A 19185-nucleotide genomic window follows, 5' to 3' on the forward strand; every position below is an offset into this window, starting at 1 on the left:
CAACACGCCTTATATTGAACTGTAGTATTTTACTTGGTAAGATTGGCAACCGCTGCTTTCAGGAACTCAATCTTGCTATAAGCCGTTCCCCCTTGGGCAAGCGGATCGACGATGTTCACGAATACCTTATCGTTTTTGAACGCATTCAAACTTTTCATGATTGGATCCTGCTGGAACTCATCCAATGCTTTTGGCGTATCCATGTTCTCATCCGGCGAGAATTGAATAAACAGATAATCCGGATTCATCTCTGCGAGCTTCTCCTTCGAGATCAGCTCCTGAGCCTTGGCAGCTTCTACTTCTGCAGGAACGGCCAGACCGAGATCCTCATACAATACTGGGTTGAAGAATACCGCTGCCGGATAAATGTACACTTCTCCGCCGCGGATTCGTACCGCCACGACCTCCTTGTCCTTCAGACTATCTCCGATTAGCGACTTGGCCGCATCCAGATCGGCCTTATATTTTGTTATTTCCTGCTCTGCCTTCTCCTCTTTGCCACTGAGCTCTCCGAGCAGTCTCAGATTTGCTTCCCAATTCGTAGATATGTGGGAATACGGGATGGTTGGAGCAATTTTCTCCAGCTTCTCATTGACTTCCGGTTTGAACTTGGTTGAAGTCAGGATGACATCTGGCTGAAGAGATAGAATTGTCTCAAAGTTTGGCTCCATTTTCTCGCCGACGGACTTCGCTTCTGTAGTGATTGACTCGAACAATGGAGGGAACTTGCCTGAGAATGAAATGGCACCTATCGGCTTCACATCAAGCACGATTGAATCCTCCATCGCTTCAACGGCACCGGTAATAACGATCCGTTCAACTTTGGACGGAAGTGTATACTCCTGGTCCAGATATTTAATAACTCTTGTATCCGATGATGCCGGTTGCTCTGCTGCTTCCGCAGGCTGCTCCGCGGCGGTTTGGTTAGAATTTTGCGCTGCTGGAGATTCCGAGGACGAATTCTCCTTGCCGCAGGCCGACAGGACTACGGTTAACGCCAGAATTACCCCTAATAACATATTGAATCTTTTCATATTCTCTCTAACTTCTCCCTTCGACGACTCTCGCCTTAATTGATAATGATTATCATTATTGATAGTAAAGGAGGAGTGTCGAATGTACCATGGACAAATTCCCGAATTAGCATGGACTTTTTCCAGTTAACAGCTCTGTTGCAGCTTCTGCCATTTGCTCCATCGCAGCCGGAGAATGTTCCCGCCACGGATAAGAGTTAATAAGATGCATCTTCCCCTCTCTAACCGCCTGAATGGACATCCATGCCGCCGAGGACGATAGCTCCTTCCAATAGGCCAGTGTCTCCGAGTCTTGTCGGACTAGGACGAAAATATGCTTTGCCTTGATCATCGCCAATTGATCCACAGTCAGCGATGCAATGGGTTGTGCCTCTTGGAGATTAGGGGGTGTTTCGCAGCCCAGCAGCTTGTAGAGCACTTCATGCACAGCTCGACTGTTATTTAATGCAAGCTGATCATGAAAAACGCGCACCACTACCGCTGCCGGAGGCTGCATATACTGAATGATCCGAAGCCGCAGCCGAATAATATTTCGTTCAAAGGATTGCAGCCATTGCTCTGCCTCCGCCTTCCTGTCTAACAGCGTGGCCAGTGTCATTAGCTCTCCCTTCCAATCCCCTGTCTCCAATGACAGTTCATGGATCGGGGCAATCTGCTCTAATCTCCGTTTCTCCCAAGGCTCCACCCCTTGGATGCATATAATTCGCTCCGGCTTGGCCGCCGCAAGCTTCTCAAGATTAGCCTCTTTATTATGATTTTGCCGATAGGCATCCAGATGAACAGGGATGTCCGGGCCAAGGGTATGATACTGCTCGGATGACCATTTAGGATGCAATGGAGCCGCATAGGGAATAATCTGCAGCGGAGTCAGATATCCGAGCAGCGAGGTAGAGCCGTATAAGGCGATCCTGTTGCTCCGCTCCTTCATGTATGCCGAAGGGGACAAGCCCATCTCTTTTTTAAATTTTCGGCTAAAATAGAATTCGTCCTTGTACCCCACCAACGGAGCAATCTCCTTCAACAATGCGTCAGAACCGAGCATTAGCTGCTTCGCCTTTGCCATCCTTACCTGTGTTACATAATCCATGACGCTGTGTCCATATGCCTTCTTGAACATATCTGCAAAATATTTCGGACTGAACTCTGCGACCTCAGCCAGTCGTTGTATCGTCAATTCCTCGCCATAATGCTCCTCGACATACGTTCTAGCCATTTCAAGCGCTTGCGCTTTATCGATTCCACCCGCATTCCCACTCCCGGCCACCAGTTCGTACAGCAGCTCCTGGAAATCAAGTTGGGCCCGCCACTGCTTATGCGACTGACTATGATGAAAATTCCTATACACTTTACGGCTTATCGCCTTCAGGTTCTCTATCGAACATACAGTCATATTGTCCTCCCAGAGTGTACAAGATCCCAAATCTGTAATCTCTTTTATAGATTCCTTATATGAAGCATCCGCATGATAGAGACTAAAATGGAATACGGCTGCCGTCACGAGATCGCAACTACCGCTCTTCGCTCCAAAGGTTCTTCCGCAAGGACATAGCTGAACACCGCCCTCACTAAGATGAACAGCCCGCCCCTCCAACTCGAGATTGAGCTCGCCCTTTAACACTATAATTAACGCATTTTGCATAGCCAGCTGCTGCTCCAGATTCAATCCGATCTGGTTATAAAAGTCCGCATGCCACAGTCTGATCATCATAGCCTGAAGATCTGCTCGTTTATGGTTTGCATTGATCATCATTTATGTACCGCCTTTATCAATTGAGAATGGTTATCATTATCATGTGGATATCATACCATAAACGCTAGTCTGCGATAAGGACTTTCCATACGACTCCCTTTATTCCTATAAAATAAAAAAACAACCCCACTCCTTCTAAGGAATCAGGTTGTTCATAGATAATAGAAGAAGCACTCGCCTCAGCGAGTGCTTCTTGTCTGTATGCGGTAGAGAGGACTCGAACCTCCACGGGCGTACGCCCACTACCCCCTCAAGATAGCGTGTCTGCCATTCCACCACTACCGCATATAACATGGTGACCCGTAGGGGATTCGAACCCCTGTTACCTCCGTGAAAGGGAGGTGTCTTAACCCCTTGACCAACGGGCCTTATTTAATTAGGTTCCAAAAGCAGCGACAAGAAAGATTATAGCAAGAACTATTAAACATGGCAAGATGTTTTTTAAATATTTTTTCACCCTCACTCCAGAAATAAAAAACTCCCGGCACTGTTATACAGCGCGGAAGCTTCAACTCTGACGAACCCTTCTTATGAGGATTCTCATGACTTGCAGATGAAGTTATTCAGAACGGAGAGAGAGGGATTCGAACCCTCGCACCGCTTACGCAGTCTAACCCCTTAGCAGAGGGTCCCCTTATAGCCACTTGGGTATCTCTCCAAAGAAATGGCTCCCCGAACAGGACTCGAACCTGTGACAACTCGATTAACAGTCGAGTGCTCTACCGACTGAGCTATCAGGGAACATTGAACAACTATCAGAATAAATCCAATTTTATTACGCTTTCATCAGAAAGTCAAGATAGTGTGACAGACTTTTGCTAGATCACACAATAAGCAATAAGAGGACAAGCTAAGCCAAAAAAAGTTTAAAATTGTTCTCATCCCCCCTTGCTAAATTCCAAATGGTGGATATAATAAAGTCAACGTTAAAATAATTTTAATGTCAAATAAAATTGAACAAGTTAAATATTTTATCGAGAGGAAGATATTTATGCCTGAAGCTGTTTTGATGAAGGAAAAGAAACTCTCCGGCTTGCTTGCTCATAAAGAATTTACGCTTTATCTTCTTGCCAGAGTTATCTCACACTTTGGCGATTCCATCGACTCGATCGCTTATAGCTGGATGGTCTACATGCTCACAGGATCGAAAATCATGATGGGTACTCTGTTCGCTCTTAATTTCGTACCCGGCATCCTGTTCAATTTCTTCACTGGAGCCCTAGTGGATCGCTGGTCGAAGCGCAAAGTCATTGTCATCACCTATTCTTGTCGCGGTCTGCTTGTCATTTTTACAGCACTACTGTATTGGCAAGGATGGCTACAACCCTGGCATCTGTATGTATTGACCTTTACAATCTCCACCATCGAATGCTTCTCGTATCCCGCGGAAATGGCGATCGTACCTTCTTTGCTTCCAAAACATAAGCTATTAAGTGCCAACTCTATCTCTACCTCCGCCACAAGAACTGCCGAATTAGCCGGTCTTGCCATTACTGGCGGTATGATCGCCTTCTTAGGTATTTCCGGAGCAATCTTGCTGGATGGAATCACCTTCTTCACAGCCGCTACGCTAATAGCCTTTATCCGTGTCAACGAAGAAACTGGAGAAGAAACATCTCAAACTTCAGATGCGAAGACCTCTTTTATTCAGGAAATTAAGTTTGGACTCAAGTTCCTCTTCTCGAATCGAATGATCGTCACCATTGTCATCTGCGCTGCTTATGTTAACCTATGTCTTGCTCCCTATAATGTATTGACTCCGGTCTATGTAGCAGAAGTTCTCAAATCCGGACCCCAAGGGCTAAGTATACTCGGAATCGGCATGATTAGCGGAATGATCGTAAGCGCGCTGTGGATTAGCCGCAAGGGCATACGGTTCAAGAAAAGCCAGCTTATCATTCTGGGTTATTTGATGCTCGGTCTAAGCTATTCTCTGTTGTATCTGCCTACCTTCTTTCAGGTTCAGTCACTTTATTTTGCCGTCGTTATCACTTTTTGCATGGGGATATCAGTCTCACTCATCAGCACGCCGGCCACTACTTATTTTATGGAGACAGTACCGAAGGAACTGCTAGGCAGAGTCGGAGCTATTTATAGCATGATCTGTACGATGGCAATACCGATTGGCAGCTCTCTGGCCGGAATTTTAGGGGAATGGATGAAAGTCAATCTTTTATTTCTCATCTTTGGTCTATTGATGATCGTTCCGTTCTTCTATTTACTCAGTCGGCGTAGCTTCCGTGAGATCTGACGGCGGCTACCCAGCCGCTTCTATCTTGTACTTTCCCTTGCATGAGTTATACTAAAATGAAGCAGTTATATGAACTTATTAGATTCCAGGGGGAACATCGTGAAAAAGGAACTCAAAACTTTAGAAGAAATCCGTATATACTCCGATCCCTACCGCATTCAGATTCTGAATGAATTTATAAGCTTCAACAGACCCGCAACGGTAAAAGAAGTGGCCGACGCTCTTCATGAAGTGCCTGCCAAGGTGTATTATCATGCCAAGAAGCTGGAGAGCATCGGGATGCTTGAATTGGTAGATACCAAGCTGGTGAACGGAATTACAGCCAAATATTATGAACCTTATAAAGGCCAGGTCATCATTAGCAAAAGTGATGTTGATGATACGATCAAGCAGGTCTTCCAATCGGAGGCCGAGAAGTTGGTCTCGAACTTCTATGATGAGAACAAGAAGCGTTTCCTGCAGAATTACAGTGGGAGCAAATCAAAAGGAAACTTAATTAATAATAGTAGCATCTATTTAACAGAGCAGGAAGCCGAGCAGTTGTTCTCGATGATTAATGAATTTTGTGAGCAGCATGGCCACCCTTCCCCGGAAGAGGGGCGCGTGCGGTACGAGATGTTCTTTACTCTATTTCACAATCCAGATATCAAATCCAAATAAAAAGAACCATCGTCTCCATTGTAGGAATGATGGTTCTTATGCTTATTCCTATTCAATTGCTCCAGCTTGCTCTTCGTCTGTCTTGTTCTCATATCCGCGAAAGCGAACTGGCTTCGTCCATCCTCGGGGTTGCGCTTGCCTTCCCTGACGCATTTTTGCCGAAATTTCTTCGCCTTTGATACTGCCATATACATATCACTCCTCATCTGTTAATAGCTCTAGTATAGCATAAAATCGCATCCCTATATTGTATGCAGCTTCAATACGCCTGAACAACGGCCGCAGCGGTACCGTGCAGGATCTACCTTACGTTTGCGCTTATACTCCATTCCACAGCGGACACATATTAACTTATAGCGATAGGGCAAGGTCCGGCGTTTAGCAGCTCCCGGCAGCGACTGGCAATAACGGCTTCCATCTACCTTTTGCAGCAGTGCCTTGAATTCAGGGTCTCGGTGTTTGTATCCTTTGCCCGATAAATGAAGATGATAGTGGCACAGTTCATGCTTAATTATCTTCTCCACCTCATCCAGGCCATAGGTCTGAAGCTGCGCAGGGTTAATCTCAATATTATGATTTTTTAGAAAATATCTTCCCCCGGTCGTCCTTAAGCGCCTGTTAAATGAAGCTTGGTGGAGAAAAGGTACACCGAAACTGCGCTGTGAGATTTCCTCGACCCATTCCTGAAGCTGTTTGTCGTCCATAGTTGTGGCTTCTCCTCTTGGTATAGTAACTTGTTCTACTTTATCATAACACGCCGGTCATCATGCTGATTTTACTTGAATTTTAACTTCCTCTTAGGCTACACTGTCAAGTAGTAATGACAGAATAAAGGAGATTATTCGTGATGCCTTCAATGAGATACGTCATTTTGCAGCAAAATAATGATCTGAAATTTGTAGAAATGCCGGAAGAATATGCCTATCAGCTAAGTGCACTTAATCTGCGACTGAACAAGGAGATCGCCAAGTTAACTGCCGCCAATGTGCCAAGCCTGCCGCTGGCTGTTGCTGAGTGCGACCGTCTTGACCTGCTGCAGCCATCCTTGCAAATTGCGAGCGGAATCAATTATATCAACGAGTTGGAGTCCGCCTTCGCTTCCATCCAGGAGGAGAATTACCCGCTCATCTCCCTGCTAACCGAGATTCGCGCATTGCAAGCCCAACTCGAACAGTGGTACGAAGAAGAGGAACTTATTTAACTTTTATACAAGTGTAACAAGGCTGCTTTTCAGCTCCGAAGCTTATCCTTCCGATATGCGTTTTTTCAAAACGCTTCAGTTGGATGAAGATAGGGACGAAAGGAGCGCAGTGTACGTAGTTTGTACGTGAGCACCGGAGGGCCCGGCTGAATTCAAGATTCGATGTCGAATATACTTTCAGTGTAACTTCGAGATCAAAAGCGGCCTTTTTGACTTCCTTATTTTAATAGATGTTCAAAAAGGCCGCTTTTCAGCTCCGAGAAGGTTGGATGAAGATAGGGACTGAGGAGCGCAGCGTACGTAGTGGGTACGTGAGCACCGGAGGGCCCGGCTGAATTCAAGATTCGATGCCGGATAAGCTTTCAGTGTAACTTCGAGATCAAAAGCGGCCTTTTTGACTTCCTCTATTGTGGCGGACCTGCACTTTTTCCGGCATTCCCCCATATGCTAAACGTACTAAGCATGCCGGAGGAGGAGATATCCTTGCCAATTTGGCTAAGTAATCAAATTATGCGAGCCTTTAATAAGCGGGATCGCCGTCAGATACGATTACTCAATGATTGCTGGTTCTTCTACTATAACCGTCAATGGACCAATGGGACCTCAAGTCAACTGCCCCGTTCCAAATCATAGCCTAATAACCGTCCAATATAGACGAAAGCCCGCCATCATCCGGCGGGCTTCTTTCATTATCACTATTGCGGACCGTTGGCAGAATCGTTAGGTTTACGCATTGTCAAGCCGACTCTTCCCTTCTTCAGATCAACATTCAGGACCCAGACGGTCACATTATCTCCTACCGAGACGACATCCATCGGATGCTTCACGAAGCGATCGCTAAGCTGGGAAATATGCACAAGACCATCATTCTTGATTCCGATATCGACAAAGGCGCCAAAATCGATCACATTGCGCACCGTACCTTGCAGTTCCATACCTGGCGTCAGATCCTCGATCTTAAGCACATCAGTGCGGAAGATTGGGAGAGGTAGTTCTTCGCGCGGATCACGGCCCGGACGCTGCAGGCTGTCGATAATATCGCGTAGTGTCGGCACGCCGACTTCCAATTGCGCAGCAACCGCCTCTGGCTGTACAGTGGCCAACTTGCTATTTAATTCTTTCGAGCCAAGCTGTTTCATCTCTACACTCAGCTCAGCAAATAACCGCTCCACCACTTCATAGGATTCCGGATGGATTGGCGTACGATCCAACTCGAAGCTGCCGTCGTTAATACGCAGGAAGCCGATACACTGCTCATAGGTTTTGGCACCCAGCCGCGGCACCTTCTGGAGTGCCCTACGGCTCTTGAACTTGCCGTTCTCATCTCTATATTTCACGATATTCTTCGCAATTGTTGCATTTACGCCAGATACATAAGACAGCAAGGAAGATGAAGCCGTATTAACATCCACACCAACATGGTTAACAGCGGATTCCACGACATTCTTCAGGCTCTCATCGAGATGCTTCTGGGATACATCATGCTGATACTGCCCAACACCAATCGCTTTTGGCTCGATCTTAACCAATTCAGCAAGCGGATCCTGCAGACGCCGCGCAATCGAAGCTGCGCTGCGCTCTGCCACGTCCAGATCTGGGAACTCCTCCTGAGCGAGCTTGGAAGCAGAGTATACACTGGCACCCGCTTCGTTGACGATCAAATAAGCAAGCTCCTTGTCCTTGTTATTTCTGCCCGCGATCACGTCAGCTACGAATTGCTCCGTCTCCCGTGATGCTGTTCCGTTGCCAATGACGATCAACGATATCCCATATCTGTCGATCAACTGGTTGAATATCTCCTCAGCTTCCCGCTTCTTGTTGTTTGGCGGCGTCGGGTAAGTAACAGCAACCTCCAATAGCTTGCCAGTCTCGTCAACGACAGCGAGCTTGCATCCTGTACGGTAGGCAGGGTCGACACCAAGTACCCGCTGATCGCGTACTGGAGGTTGAAGGAGAAGATTACGCAAATTACCGGCAAAGATAGCAATCGCCTGGCCCTCAGCCTTCTCCGTCAATTCAGCGCGTACTTCCCGCTCAATCGAAGGGGCGATCAGCCGCTTGTAAGCATCCTCAATGACGGAATGAAGTACGGCCTCTACCACTGAGTTGCCCTTGATCCAGCGTCCGGCAATATGACGATGAATCGCTTCTATCTCCACTTCCAGCGTCACCTTTAGCACATTCTCACGCTCGCCGCGATTCATAGCCAAGATACGGTGGGAAGGCATCTTCTTCGCCGCTTCCCGGTAGTTATAATACATCTCATACACCGACTCTTCTTCCGGCGTCTTCGCTTCTGATACCATAAATCCGTGATCCATCGTATAACGACGGACCCATGTCCGGGTTGACGCTTCGTCGGAGATCTCTTCCGCGATGATATCCATCGCCCCCTGAACAGCTTCCTCCGCAGTCTCAACGCCCTTCTCAGCATCGATATACTGAGCCGCCTCCTGAAGCAGGTTTCCTTGCTTCGGCTGAGCAAGTATCCACTTGGCCAGCGGTTCTAGCCCCTTCTCCTTGGCGACACTTGCCCGCGTCTTGCGCTTCTGCTTATACGGACGATACAAATCCTCGACTTCCTGAAGCTTCACTGCTTGTCCAATCGCCGCAGCCAGTTCATCGGTCAGCTTCCCCTGCTCATCGATGATCCGCAACACCTCACGCTTGCGTTCACCCAGGTTGCGTAAATATTGCATCCGATCGGCGATATCCCGTAGCTGGTTCTCATCAAGCTCTCCGGTCATCTCCTTCCGATAACGGGCAATGAACGGAATGGTGTTGCCCTCATCCAATAATGATGCTGTCGTCCTCACTTGCTTCAGGGACAGATTCAGCTCCTTGGCGATTTGGCGGACAAGTTGCTCCTGCTCCTCAGCCCCTGAATGAACCTGATTTACCGTTGTGGTTACTGTCGTATCCGATTGTGACAAGTGCAATCCCTCTTTCGTATCAAAATACAATTGTCTCTATTATCACAAACTTTCAAGCTCATTTCCAGCATGTTGAGCTTTCACCCAACTAGCTGCAGGATAAAATAATAAAACACCGGGTTCCCCCGATGCTCTATCGCCTTATTTTAGAAATTGGAGTAAATAGCGTTGTCCACACTTCCAGCATAAATAATAAAGACAAACAAAATGATGAAAAGCAAAAGCCCATAAATAATAGTACCGATAATTCCACAAACAAGTCCGGCTATTGCCAAGCCCTTTCCTTGCTCATATCTCCGCTTGAGTTCTTTTAAAGACAAGCTAGAGAAAATAATCGCCATTATCCCCAGAAGAAAACCGACATAAGGAATCAGGAGTGATAAAATTCCCAATACCAAAGCCGCGATCGACTTGCCGTTCGTCTTCTGAACAACCGGAGGTCCCGGCGGAAACGGCGGTGGGTAGTTATTCATCGTTGAATATTGATACTGCTGATCTGACCGATTTTGATCCATTCAAAAAGGTCCTCCCCATAAATATATAGCTTCATTATAACAGATATCCCCAGTAGAGGAGTGAAAAACTCCAATAATTTTACTGACTTTTAGCAAACTACACCTCGTATCTACCATCAAAACAGGGAAATATTGTACTCTCTCCTTTCAGCAAACATTCAGCCTATATTCAGATTACACTCAGCCTAGCTTCACTCTCCTTTCATATTCGCCCAATAAAATAACTGTGAGCCGCTTAACACCTTTACATAAGTTGAGTTGTCGTTCGAACCATATGAAGAAAGCTGAGTGATTCTATTTGAAGAAGAAATGGTTATGGATTGTAATTGTGGTCGTTATATTGGCGCTTATCGCCGTTGCCCTATCGCTGACGCTCCCGTCTAAGAAGAACTCGGCGGAGCCCCCGCAGCAGAGGACGACCAAGGTAATGAAGGGTAATATTACAGTTAGCGTCTCCGGATCGGGCTCCGTTATCTCCACTGATAGCGAAAGTATCCGAACCAAGGACGAAGGCAAGGTAAGCAAGGTGCTCGTCAAAATCGGCGACGTCGTCAAAAAGGGCCAGACTCTGTTGACCTATGAGCCAGAGGATCTATCCGACAAGCTCGAAGACCAGGAGACCACATTGCAGACGCAAAAATGGGATCTCGAGGATCTTCAGGATCAATACAAGCGCAAAGCCCAAGATAGTGACTCCGAGGATGAGTTGAAACAGATCCAGAAATCAATAGATAAGCAGGAATTGAATATCACGAAGACAGAGAAGGATATCGCCACGATAAAAGAGGACATGCTTCCTCCCGATCCGTTGACTTCTCCGATCGCCGGGACGATAACAGCTGTCAACATTACTGCCGGTGAACAAACCAAAGCGGGCAGTGAATTATTCGTCATTACCGATTATCAAAATTTAAGTGTGAAGACCCAGGTCGATGAACTTGATATCCCTGAAGTGAAAAAAGGGTTGAAAGCAACACTCCAACTGGATGCTTTACCAGACCAGACTATTGATGGTACCGTCTTCGATATATCGAATGAAGGTTCTGCCTCTAACGGCGTATCCCTGTTCGATGTCACAATCAAGATGAATCCGACAGATGGCGCGCGCGTCGGAATGACTGCAGAAGCGACCATTATAGTGAATGAGAAGGAAGATATTCTTAAATTGCCGATCGAAGCTGTTCAGAAATTAGGTGAAAAATACTTCGTAATGCTCCCATCTACGGGTACTGAGGCCGAAGAGAATACTCCGACAGCAGCGGATTCGGCAAATGCCCGCAGATCGGCAATTCAAAATAAAGCAGATGTCAGCGCTGAAAGCGGGAACAGTTCCGAAGCAGCCCCGGAAAATCCAGCGGAGCTGACGGACAAGCAGGGGAGCTCAGAAACCACGAGCAATTCTAGGAACGGAAGACGAAGCATGTTAGGTAATACAAAAGAAGTCGAGGTTGGCGTCCATGATGAAAATGATATCGAGATCGTCAGCGGTTTAAATGAAGGCGACGAAGTCGTCATTCCAACTATTATTTCGGAATCAACGAATAATGCCGCTATGGAGCAACTCATTCAAGGCGGAGGGGCAGTTAGATTCGGTGAAGGCAGCTTCCGCGGTGAATCCGGCGGAATGATGCCAAGCGGCAACTTTAACGGAGGTGGCTTCACAGGCGGCAATAGACCTAGCAGCGGAGGCAGCGCTCCTAAAGGCGGTGGACAATAATGGCGGACATCCCATCGGTACCTCCCTTGATTGAAGTGAACCGGCTCGGACACGGCTATATGATGGCGGGCGAGATCATGAAGGTGCTTTCCGATATTTCCTTCATGATTAATTACGGTGAATTCGTCGCAATAATCGGCCCTTCAGGCTCTGGCAAATCTACACTTATGAATATGCTCGGTTGTCTGGATATCGCCAGTGAAGGCTCCTATCACCTGGAAGGCGTTGATGTTAGCAAGCTGTCCGATAATAAACTAGCCAAGATCAGAAATGAGAAAATCGGCTTTATCTTTCAATCCTTTAATTTATTGTCCAAATTAACAGCTTACGAAAATGTGGAGCTTCCGCTGGTATACCGGAATATCCCGCATAAAGATCGAGCGAGAATCGTTGAGGAATCGCTGCGGACGGTCGGCCTTGAGGACCGCATGCACCACAAACCGCCGCAGCTCTCAGGCGGTCAGCAGCAGCGTGTCGCTATCGCCCGCGCCATTGCCGGCAATCCCCCGCTTCTATTGGCTGATGAGCCAACTGGAGCGCTCGATAGCAGAACCGGAATCGAGGTCATGGAACAAATGAAGAAGTTGAATGCCCTTGGTCATACCATCCTAATTATCACGCATGATCTGTCGATTGCACAGCAAGCCACAAGAATCATTCATATCCAAGACGGCAGAATCATTGACGATCAGAGGGAGGCCATATGAATCTGCTGCAGAGCATCAAAATGGCTTGGAAGAGCATCATTGGCTCCAAGGTCAGATCATTGTTAACTATGCTTGGAATTATCATCGGCGTATCCTCGGTCATTATTCTCGTCTCGGTTGGCCAAGGAACGACCTCGCAAATTACTTCCCAGCTGGAAGGACTGGGGACAGATCTGCTTACGGTAAATATTATGGGCCGGGGAGCCTCTACCTCTCTCTCGCTTGACGAAGCGATGGATCTCGGACAAATTGAGGGAGTTAAGGCCGTGTCCCCTGTTATTAGCAATTCCGTAACCGTTAAGAAGGGGACCACCAATGACACCATATCCGTCGAGGGAATTGTCCCTTCCTATGAGGACGTTAATAATTTTCATGTCCAATCGGGTCGCTTCATTCTCGATCTGGATAATGACTTCCGGATGAAGGTCGCTTTAATGGGCAGCGAGGCAGCGCAAACCTTCTTCGGAAATGAGAATCCCGTCGGACAGACGATTCAATTGAATGGTTCCAGCTTCAAGATCGTTGGACTGCTGGAATCCAAGGGCTCGAGTCTTACAGCCTCTAATGACAATAAGATTCTGATTCCCTTGACGACCGCTGAACGAACATTAAGAAGTGGAGGCATTCGTTCGATTACTGTTCAAGCCTCTGACTCGAAGCTAATCAGTACCGTCAAGTCATCCCTGGAAGCCGAGCTGAACAAGAAGTTCCAAAATGCGTCCAATTCCTACAGCATCTTCAACTCTCAGGATATGCTCGATACGGTAAATTCAACGACCCAGACGCTCTCCCTGGCTCTAGGAGGCATCGCAGGAATCTCGCTCTTAGTCGGAGGAATCGGGATCATGAACATTATGCTCGTCTCAGTGAGCGAAAGAACGAGAGAGATCGGAATAAGAAAGGCCATTGGAGCTAAGAAGCGGAATATACTCATGCAGTTCATGGTTGAATCCACCTTCCTCAGCGGATTTGGAGGAATCGTGGGGATCGGGATAGGCTATGGTGTAAGTGCGCTGATTGGGCGTTATACTTCCCTAACTACAACGGTTCCTGTCTATATCGTAATGATCTCTTTCATCTTCTCCTTGTTCATCGGAATTATCTTCGGTATGATCCCGGCGAACAAAGCGGCCAAGCTGCGCCCAATCTATGCCTTACGCAGTGAATAAATTAGCTGCCTTATAAGAATCAACATAAAAGCTGGCAACCGTAGCTTCTACGATGCCAGCTTTTTGATGTTCGATTTATAAAGAAAAAAGCACCCGATGTCTCGGGTGCTAGCTTGAAAGCCTTCGCCTCCAAGCTGTATGATTAAAAATCAATCAAACCTAGACTAATCAACAATGCATCATTCACTTTCTTCATCGTCTCATCGTCTAAATGTGTGATTTTGTCGGTTAATCTTTGTTTGTCGATCGTTCGAATCTGTTCCAGCAAAATGACGGAATCACGATCAAATCCGTGCGTCGCTGCATCAATTTCAACGTGAGTCGGCAGCTTTGCCTTTTGAATTTGAGCTGTGATGGCAGCAACGATCGCCGTTGGGCTAAATCGATTGCCGATATCGTTCTGGATGATTAGCACCGGTCTTACCCCTCCCTGTTCAGAACCAACTACCGGGGAAAGGTCTGCAAAGAATACGTCACCGCGCTTTACGATCAATGGTTACACCCCGCTTACTAGGCGGTCCAGAGTGATGTCTGCATCTTCCTCTGCTTGGAACGCTTCAGAGGCCATGGATAGGTTAATCTTAGCCATTTCCATGTAACCCCGCTGCATCGACTCGCGGATAAATCTCTTCTTTCGCTCGTTCAGATACAGCTTCATGGCTTGCCGAATCAGTTCGCTGCGATTGGAATTCTCCATCGCCACGATCCCATCTACCTCCTGTAAAAGATGATCCGGTAAACTGATCATGATTCGTTTGGTATTGTGCATATTGGCCACCTTTACTTCCACCCCCAAAACCTTATCGACCCAAAACCCTTGTATTAAAACACAGTATAGCATTATTCAAGGGAATTTATACAAGAAAATATATGCCGAGAGTATATCAAGTATGCTGCATATCATTATAAACAAAAATGATAGTACCGTACACACCTGATTCTTTCCATATTTCTATCATTCGATAACCTAGGCATAAAATCCTTCCCAGTCATAAAAGTTTTGTTGGTTTTTGTCAGGTTTTTACGAAATAAGCGGATTTAGTACTGATTCTGTCACGCCTTTACGTGTATACACCCGTGCAACTCGATGGGCCATCATACATACCAGTTCATAATTAATCGTTCCAATCAAGGCAGCCAACTCTTCAGCGGTAATTTCCTCGCCCAATTGCTGACCGATGAGTACAACCTCTTCGCCGGCTTGAATTTCTTCAGCATTTTCAGCCAAAGATTGTAATGACACCATACATTGGTCCATACAAATCGTTCCTACAACAGGGACACGGTATCCGCGTATCAATACCTGCGCCTTACCGCTCATCATCCGGGAATAACCATCAGCATAGCCGATTGGAAGGGTAGCAATCCGCTCTTCCCCATCGGTGATGTATTTGGCTCCGTAGCTAATGGCCGAATCGGGCGGTACTGTCTTCACCCAGACCGCCTGCGTCTTCAACGACAAGATCGGCTTCAGCTGAACCTGCTCCTTCACAACTTCATCTGAAGGATACAGACCATATAATGCGATACCGATCCGATCCATCTGGCAGGTCAATTCCGGTAAATCGATTGCGATAGCGCTATTACCCGTATGTATTATAGGAATATGCATTTCCTGATCCCGAAGCGCATCTACCACGCCCTGAAAACGTTCGTATTGTTCTAATGTATAGCTTTTGTCTCTTTCATCCGCGGTTGCAAAATGAGTAAACAGCCCTTCCACTTCCACATGCGGTATTTGCATCGCCCGACGAATAAAATCAACGGCTTCTTCCCCCGGCTGCAGACCAAGACGTCCCATGCCGGAATCAATTTTGATATGGACCTTCAGCTTATTCGTAAATTCTGCAGGATCTAGCGTCACAATCGTATCAAGTACTTCCTCACTGAACACGTTAAGCGTAATATCGTGTTCCCAAGCGGTCCGCACTCCTTGCGGAGGCGTGTATCCAAGAACCAGTATCGGCAGGGTAATTCCCGCATTTCTTAGCTCCAGTGCTTCATCCAAGAATGCTACGCTAAGATAGTCGGCTCCCAGCGTCTCGAGCTCCCGGGAGATCGGAACCGCTCCATGTCCATAAGCATTGGCCTTTACGCAGGCTAAAAACTTGATTCCTTCAGGCAGTCTGCGGCGAAATGCTTCATAATTGGCACCGAGTGCATCCAGATCTATTTCCGCTCGTGTGGGTCGATAATTCACTTGCACTTTCAAGTCACCTTCTCCATTGTTTTCAAAAAGTCCATGCCAAACGATACAATTATCGTAATGTTATGAGGTTCTCATGTCAATTCCGCTGCAAGCCTCATATTTGCAATTATGTGAAGTAATATTTTGGACAAGGACAAAAAAAGACGGAAATACGGTTCTCCCGCCGGGAAAATACACCGTCAGGATGAACCGTAAACCGCCTTCTCCCCATTATTTACCTGTCTGGTCCTGCATCGAGGATGCGATCTTCACCATTTCCGTAACAGGCAGATTATCGCTTGTAATCCGGAATTCAAGTCCATCAATCGTCCAGCTCAAGGTCTGTAAATCATCGCCTGCGAGCCAGCCTGTCGTGAATCCTAAGTCTACCACTTCACTTGGAACAAGTGATGTAGCCCGATCCGCTGCTCTTGTCTCGGATATCGTAAATTGATAAGCCCCTTCATATCTTTGTATGACAATGCTGCGATCACTATCTTCTACCGCCTTGCTGTCACTGTATACTACTCCTTCTGGTAAATAAGTAGGAACGATGACCCCGAATGGTTCCGAGAGGGCCGGAGAAGATGGTTCTTCAGTCCCTTGCCCGTTCGCCGCAGCATCCGGTGAGCCTGTGTCCGTTCCTGCTCCAGTCTCGTCAGCCGACGGTACTTTCTCAATCAGCATTCCGTTCTCGTCTACCTCAAGCATAGTTCCCTTTGCATCCTGCGCAGCTGCATCCAGATTACGCTGCATATCGAATGATTTGTCATCAAATTTGGTATTGAAATCGAACTTATCGAATTTCACTTCCACAACGACCTTCGCCTGGGCATCAGACACTTGAACCTGCTTCGGTGCGTAGTTCTCCTTGTTCAGCCAAATCTTCTGGCGTACTAAGGCATGAGTATTGTAATTCGCAGCCACATCGAATACATAACTGTCCTTATCGCTTACAAACTGCCGTGAGCTATCGCTTAGAATGCTGCGTATCAATGTCTGGTACAAGTACACCTGACCTTGGTTCTCCGGCCAGTCGCTCTGGAAGCGGAAGCTCTTGTTGAGGCTTGGTGTCAGTACATAGACGCCTTGGTCATTGCGCAGCACGATCTGAGTGATATTCTTCTGCGCGTTCGTGAGTGCTATCCGGTAATAGGATGGCTTCTGATGCCATACCTCCACCTTGTATTCCTGTGGACTATCACCGGTATACAAGGTCATCGTACCGGATGTCTGGTAGCTCTCCAGTTTGGTTACGACTTTGTCCAAATCCTTAACGACACCTGCGGCGTCTTTTTTCCCGCATGCGGTCATTACGATGCCAAACACTATTATGATTGTCAGCATCCACGTGATCCGACGCATGAGATCATCCCCTCTGCAGTTTGTTTTCCTAAACTGATACATGTCTATGAGGGAACTTGGCCGATTATGCAGACTAGCTTGACAAGCCGGCAAGGAAGTATGTGTATTGACCAGAGCGAGGCAAATGGAGTAAACTTCAGTTATATTCAACAACCGTGAAGAAGGGTAAGTAAATTTGCGTCTCAGGGACCTACAGAGAGCCGGTGGAAGCTGCGAACCGGTGTCCAGCGCAATATTGAATGGCCTTCCGAGTTGCTAACCGAACCGCCGCTGTTGCACAGTAGGCTTAGCCGGGCTTCCCACCGTTATCAACGGGAACGGTATCCGAGATTTCATCATTTGATATCTTTCGTACCGTGAAGAGAAATCGCCAATCAGGAACTGTCAGGCTCTACTCAAGGTAGCCTAGTTCTGATGCGCGGTGAATTAAGGTGGTACCACGATAACTTCGTCCTTATTGGAGCGAGGTTTTTTTGTTTTTAAGAGCTTTGTTTAACACGCACTTTAAGGAGGTGATGACCATGGAAGATGGCTGGTGGTGGCAAGCAGATATCATGCAGTTGAATAGTTGCAGCTTTGGCTGCGCCATATCCATAACGGTCATCCCTCAGGATGGCTGTCCCCATTACAAGGAGGAGACTATCCATGAAAGAACGTATCCTAACTGGCGACCGAGTAACCGGCAAGCTCCATCTTGGGCATTATGCAGGAAGCCTGCAAAACCGCGTTGCTCTGCAGAGTCAATATGAATCCTATATCCTACTGGCCGATGTACAGGCACTGACAACCCATTTCGCAAATCCCGAGAGACTTCGTAACGCTCTGAGAGGCATCACGCTCGATTATTTAGCAGTCGGCATTGATCCTGAGCAATCTACGATATTCGTCCAATCGATGATTCCAGAGATCGCCGAGCTGACCGTCTTCTTCTCTATGTTCGTTACCGTCAATTCACTGCGTCATAATCCAACGATTAAGGCCGAATCCAAGAACAGCGGTCTGGACGAAATGTACTACGGCTTTCTGGGCTATCCCATCAGTCAAACTGCAGACATCCTGTTCTGCAAAGCCACGGTTGTGCCTGTGGGCGAGGATCAACTGCCCCATCTGGAATTAACTCGTAAAATTGCCCGCCGGTTCAACGAGTTGTATCGACCGGTATTTGCGGAGCCACGTCCGATCATCAGCGAAAATTCCCGCTTAATCGGTACGGACGGTAACGCCAAAATGAGCAAAAGTCTCGGCAACGCGATCGAGCTTGATTCCACAACGGCGGAGGTTGAGCTGAAGATACGCAAAGCCGTGACGGACCCTTCCCGCATACACAAGCATGACCCCGGGCATCCGGATATTTGTCCAATCTACGCCTATCATCATGCTTTCCGGCCTGAAGGGGCCGCTGAGATTTACGCCGAATGCACCAAAGGAGCGATCGGTTGTACCGAGTGCAAGCAGCGACTTTGCACGGCGCTGAACACCCTTCTGGAACCGATGCGTGAACGCCGTTCCTTCTACGAATCCAGACCGGGTGATGTCGACGATATTCTCAGCTCCGGTACGCGTAGAGCCCGTGCGATTGCACAGGAGACCATGCAGGAAGTTCGAGAAGCGATGAGCATGAATTATTTCTGAATATATGAACGATAAAGAGGGTGTCCCTGGGCCATAGTCATGGCTTGAAAGGACACCCTCTTG

At 47.3% G+C, this 19185-nt stretch carries 18 protein-coding genes and 4 tRNA genes; 8 read left to right on the forward strand and 14 right to left on the reverse strand.

All coding sequences use genetic code 11. The features are described from left to right. Positions 1 to 29 precede the first annotated feature (29 nt). The 6 genes from EI981_RS21980 to EI981_RS22005 all read right to left on the reverse strand — a co-directional run bounded on the left by EI981_RS21980 (position 30) and on the right by EI981_RS22005 (position 3525). Positions 30 to 1034 carry an iron-hydroxamate ABC transporter substrate-binding protein gene (locus EI981_RS21980; protein WP_127001896.1) on the reverse strand — a complete coding sequence of 335 codons (1005 nt, stop codon included), beginning with the start codon at positions 1032 to 1034 and terminating at the stop codon, positions 30 to 32. A 106-nt stretch (positions 1035 to 1140) separates the two neighbouring features. Next, positions 1141 to 2784, reverse strand: a complete 1644-nt coding sequence (locus EI981_RS21985; protein WP_127001898.1) for a helix-turn-helix domain-containing protein — start codon at positions 2782 to 2784, stop codon at positions 1141 to 1143. 202 nt (positions 2785 to 2986) lie between these two features. Continuing rightward, positions 2987 to 3069 (reverse strand) — tRNA-Leu (locus EI981_RS21990). Between the two features lie 8 nt (positions 3070 to 3077). Beyond that, positions 3078 to 3152: transfer RNA gene (locus tag EI981_RS21995), tRNA-Glu, on the reverse strand. A gap of 201 nt (positions 3153 to 3353) precedes the next feature. Then, positions 3354 to 3442 (reverse strand) — tRNA-Ser (locus tag EI981_RS22000). Positions 3443 to 3449: 7 nt separating this feature from the next. Beyond that, positions 3450 to 3525 (reverse strand) — tRNA-Asn (locus tag EI981_RS22005). A gap of 268 nt (positions 3526 to 3793) precedes the next feature. On the opposite strand from EI981_RS22005, the gene EI981_RS22010 reads away from it, so the two are divergent. Further along, positions 3794 to 5035, forward strand: coding sequence for an MFS transporter (locus EI981_RS22010; RefSeq protein ID WP_227011534.1), 1242 nt, complete (start codon positions 3794 to 3796; stop codon positions 5033 to 5035). A 99-nt stretch (positions 5036 to 5134) separates the two neighbouring features. After that, on the forward strand, positions 5135 to 5695 hold the full coding sequence (locus EI981_RS22015) for an ArsR/SmtB family transcription factor (RefSeq protein ID WP_227011535.1): 561 nt from the start codon (positions 5135 to 5137) through the stop codon (positions 5693 to 5695). On the opposite strand, the gene EI981_RS22020 is transcribed toward EI981_RS22015, so the two are convergent. Both EI981_RS22020 and EI981_RS22025 read right to left on the reverse strand, forming a co-directional pair. After that, a complete protein-coding gene (locus tag EI981_RS22020; RefSeq protein WP_127001904.1) occupies positions 5668 to 5883 on the reverse strand; it encodes a hypothetical protein in 216 nt (71 codons plus the stop codon). The genes EI981_RS22015 and EI981_RS22020 overlap by 28 nt on opposite strands. A gap of 54 nt (positions 5884 to 5937) precedes the next feature. Further along, positions 5938 to 6399: a SprT family protein gene (locus EI981_RS22025; RefSeq protein WP_127001906.1), complete on the reverse strand. Its 462-nt coding sequence runs from the start codon at positions 6397 to 6399 to the stop codon at positions 5938 to 5940. Positions 6400 to 6542: 143 nt separating this feature from the next. On the opposite strand from EI981_RS22025, the gene EI981_RS22030 reads away from it, so the two are divergent. Further along, positions 6543 to 6896: a hydrolase/acyltransferase gene (locus EI981_RS22030; RefSeq protein ID WP_127001908.1), complete on the forward strand. Its 354-nt coding sequence runs from the start codon at positions 6543 to 6545 to the stop codon at positions 6894 to 6896. A gap of 483 nt (positions 6897 to 7379) precedes the next feature. Beyond that, positions 7380 to 7529 carry a cortex morphogenetic protein CmpA gene (cmpA, locus tag EI981_RS22035; protein WP_127001910.1) on the forward strand — a complete coding sequence of 50 codons (150 nt, stop codon included), beginning with the start codon at positions 7380 to 7382 and terminating at the stop codon, positions 7527 to 7529. Between the two features lie 62 nt (positions 7530 to 7591). Here the strand turns inward: cmpA and EI981_RS22040 are convergent, their stop codons facing one another. Further along, entirely contained in the window at positions 7592 to 9745 is a 2154-nt protein-coding gene (locus EI981_RS22040; RefSeq protein WP_227011935.1) for a Tex family protein, read from the reverse strand. 230 nt (positions 9746 to 9975) lie between these two features. Continuing rightward, complete coding sequence (locus EI981_RS22045; RefSeq protein ID WP_127001914.1) at positions 9976 to 10344, reverse strand: DUF4190 domain-containing protein; 369 nt, start codon at positions 10342 to 10344, stop codon at positions 9976 to 9978. Between the two features lie 298 nt (positions 10345 to 10642). Between EI981_RS22045 and EI981_RS22050 the strand changes: the two genes are divergently transcribed. Genes EI981_RS22050 through EI981_RS22060 form a run of 3 tightly spaced genes read left to right on the forward strand, consistent with a single transcriptional unit; the run spans position 10643 to position 13937 of the window. Continuing rightward, positions 10643 to 12061 (forward strand): efflux RND transporter periplasmic adaptor subunit, encoded by a 1419-nt coding sequence (locus EI981_RS22050; protein WP_127001916.1) that lies wholly within the window; start codon positions 10643 to 10645, stop codon positions 12059 to 12061. Next, complete coding sequence (locus EI981_RS22055) at positions 12061 to 12768, forward strand: ABC transporter ATP-binding protein (protein WP_127001918.1); 708 nt, start codon at positions 12061 to 12063, stop codon at positions 12766 to 12768. Before EI981_RS22050 ends, EI981_RS22055 begins: the two co-directional genes overlap by 1 nt. Continuing rightward, complete coding sequence (locus EI981_RS22060; protein ID WP_127001920.1) at positions 12765 to 13937, forward strand: ABC transporter permease; 1173 nt, start codon at positions 12765 to 12767, stop codon at positions 13935 to 13937. The genes EI981_RS22055 and EI981_RS22060 overlap by 4 nt, the downstream gene beginning before the upstream one ends. A gap of 142 nt (positions 13938 to 14079) precedes the next feature. Here EI981_RS22060 and EI981_RS22065 read toward each other — a convergent pair whose 3' ends face one another. The 4 genes from EI981_RS22065 to EI981_RS22080 form a co-directional block, all read right to left on the reverse strand. Next, positions 14080 to 14430: a type II toxin-antitoxin system PemK/MazF family toxin gene (locus EI981_RS22065; protein ID WP_068779893.1), complete on the reverse strand. Its 351-nt coding sequence runs from the start codon at positions 14428 to 14430 to the stop codon at positions 14080 to 14082. Positions 14431 to 14433: 3 nt separating this feature from the next. Continuing rightward, positions 14434 to 14715: a CopG family ribbon-helix-helix protein gene (locus EI981_RS22070; RefSeq protein ID WP_082790021.1), complete on the reverse strand. Its 282-nt coding sequence runs from the start codon at positions 14713 to 14715 to the stop codon at positions 14434 to 14436. Positions 14716 to 14958: 243 nt separating this feature from the next. Continuing rightward, the gene (alr, locus tag EI981_RS22075; RefSeq protein ID WP_127004889.1) at positions 14959 to 16143 is read right to left on the reverse strand and encodes an alanine racemase; all 1185 of its coding nucleotides are present in this window, start codon (positions 16141 to 16143) and stop codon (positions 14959 to 14961) included. A 213-nt stretch (positions 16144 to 16356) separates the two neighbouring features. Further along, positions 16357 to 17490, reverse strand: coding sequence for an outer membrane lipoprotein-sorting protein (locus EI981_RS22080; RefSeq protein WP_127001923.1), 1134 nt, complete (start codon positions 17488 to 17490; stop codon positions 16357 to 16359). A gap of 645 nt (positions 17491 to 18135) precedes the next feature. On the opposite strand from EI981_RS22080, the gene trpS reads away from it, so the two are divergent. Beyond that, complete coding sequence (gene trpS / locus EI981_RS22085; RefSeq protein WP_127001925.1) at positions 18136 to 19122, forward strand: tryptophan--tRNA ligase; 987 nt, start codon at positions 18136 to 18138, stop codon at positions 19120 to 19122. Positions 19123 to 19185: the final 63 nt, after the last annotated feature.

Source organism: Paenibacillus lutimineralis (assembly GCF_003991425.1).
Taxonomy (GTDB): Bacteria; Bacillota; Bacilli; order Paenibacillales; family Paenibacillaceae; genus Fontibacillus; species Fontibacillus lutimineralis.

Excerpts from the sequence above, each read along its gene's own strand:
- EI981_RS21980 (WP_127001896.1), bottom strand. The coding sequence starts at position 1,034 with ATGAAAAGATTCAATATGTTATTAGGGGTAATTCTGGCGTTAACCGTA.
- trpS (WP_127001925.1), top strand. The coding sequence starts at position 18,136 with ATGAAAGAACGTATCCTAACTGGCGACCGAGTAACCGGCAAGCTCCAT.
- EI981_RS22020 (WP_127001904.1), bottom strand. The coding sequence starts at position 5,883 with ATGGCAGTATCAAAGGCGAAGAAATTTCGGCAAAAATGCGTCAGGGAA.
- EI981_RS22055 (WP_127001918.1), top strand. The coding sequence starts at position 12,061 with ATGGCGGACATCCCATCGGTACCTCCCTTGATTGAAGTGAACCGGCTC.
- EI981_RS22010 (WP_227011534.1), top strand. The coding sequence starts at position 3,794 with ATGAAGGAAAAGAAACTCTCCGGCTTGCTTGCTCATAAAGAATTTACG.
- EI981_RS22030 (WP_127001908.1), top strand. The coding sequence starts at position 6,543 with ATGCCTTCAATGAGATACGTCATTTTGCAGCAAAATAATGATCTGAAA.
- EI981_RS22045 (WP_127001914.1), bottom strand. The coding sequence starts at position 10,344 with ATGGATCAAAATCGGTCAGATCAGCAGTATCAATATTCAACGATGAAT.
- EI981_RS22025 (WP_127001906.1), bottom strand. The coding sequence starts at position 6,399 with ATGGACGACAAACAGCTTCAGGAATGGGTCGAGGAAATCTCACAGCGC.
- EI981_RS21985 (WP_127001898.1), bottom strand. The coding sequence starts at position 2,784 with ATGATGATCAATGCAAACCATAAACGAGCAGATCTTCAGGCTATGATG.
- EI981_RS22060 (WP_127001920.1), top strand. The coding sequence starts at position 12,765 with ATGAATCTGCTGCAGAGCATCAAAATGGCTTGGAAGAGCATCATTGGC.
- EI981_RS22080 (WP_127001923.1), bottom strand. The coding sequence starts at position 17,490 with ATGCGTCGGATCACGTGGATGCTGACAATCATAATAGTGTTTGGCATC.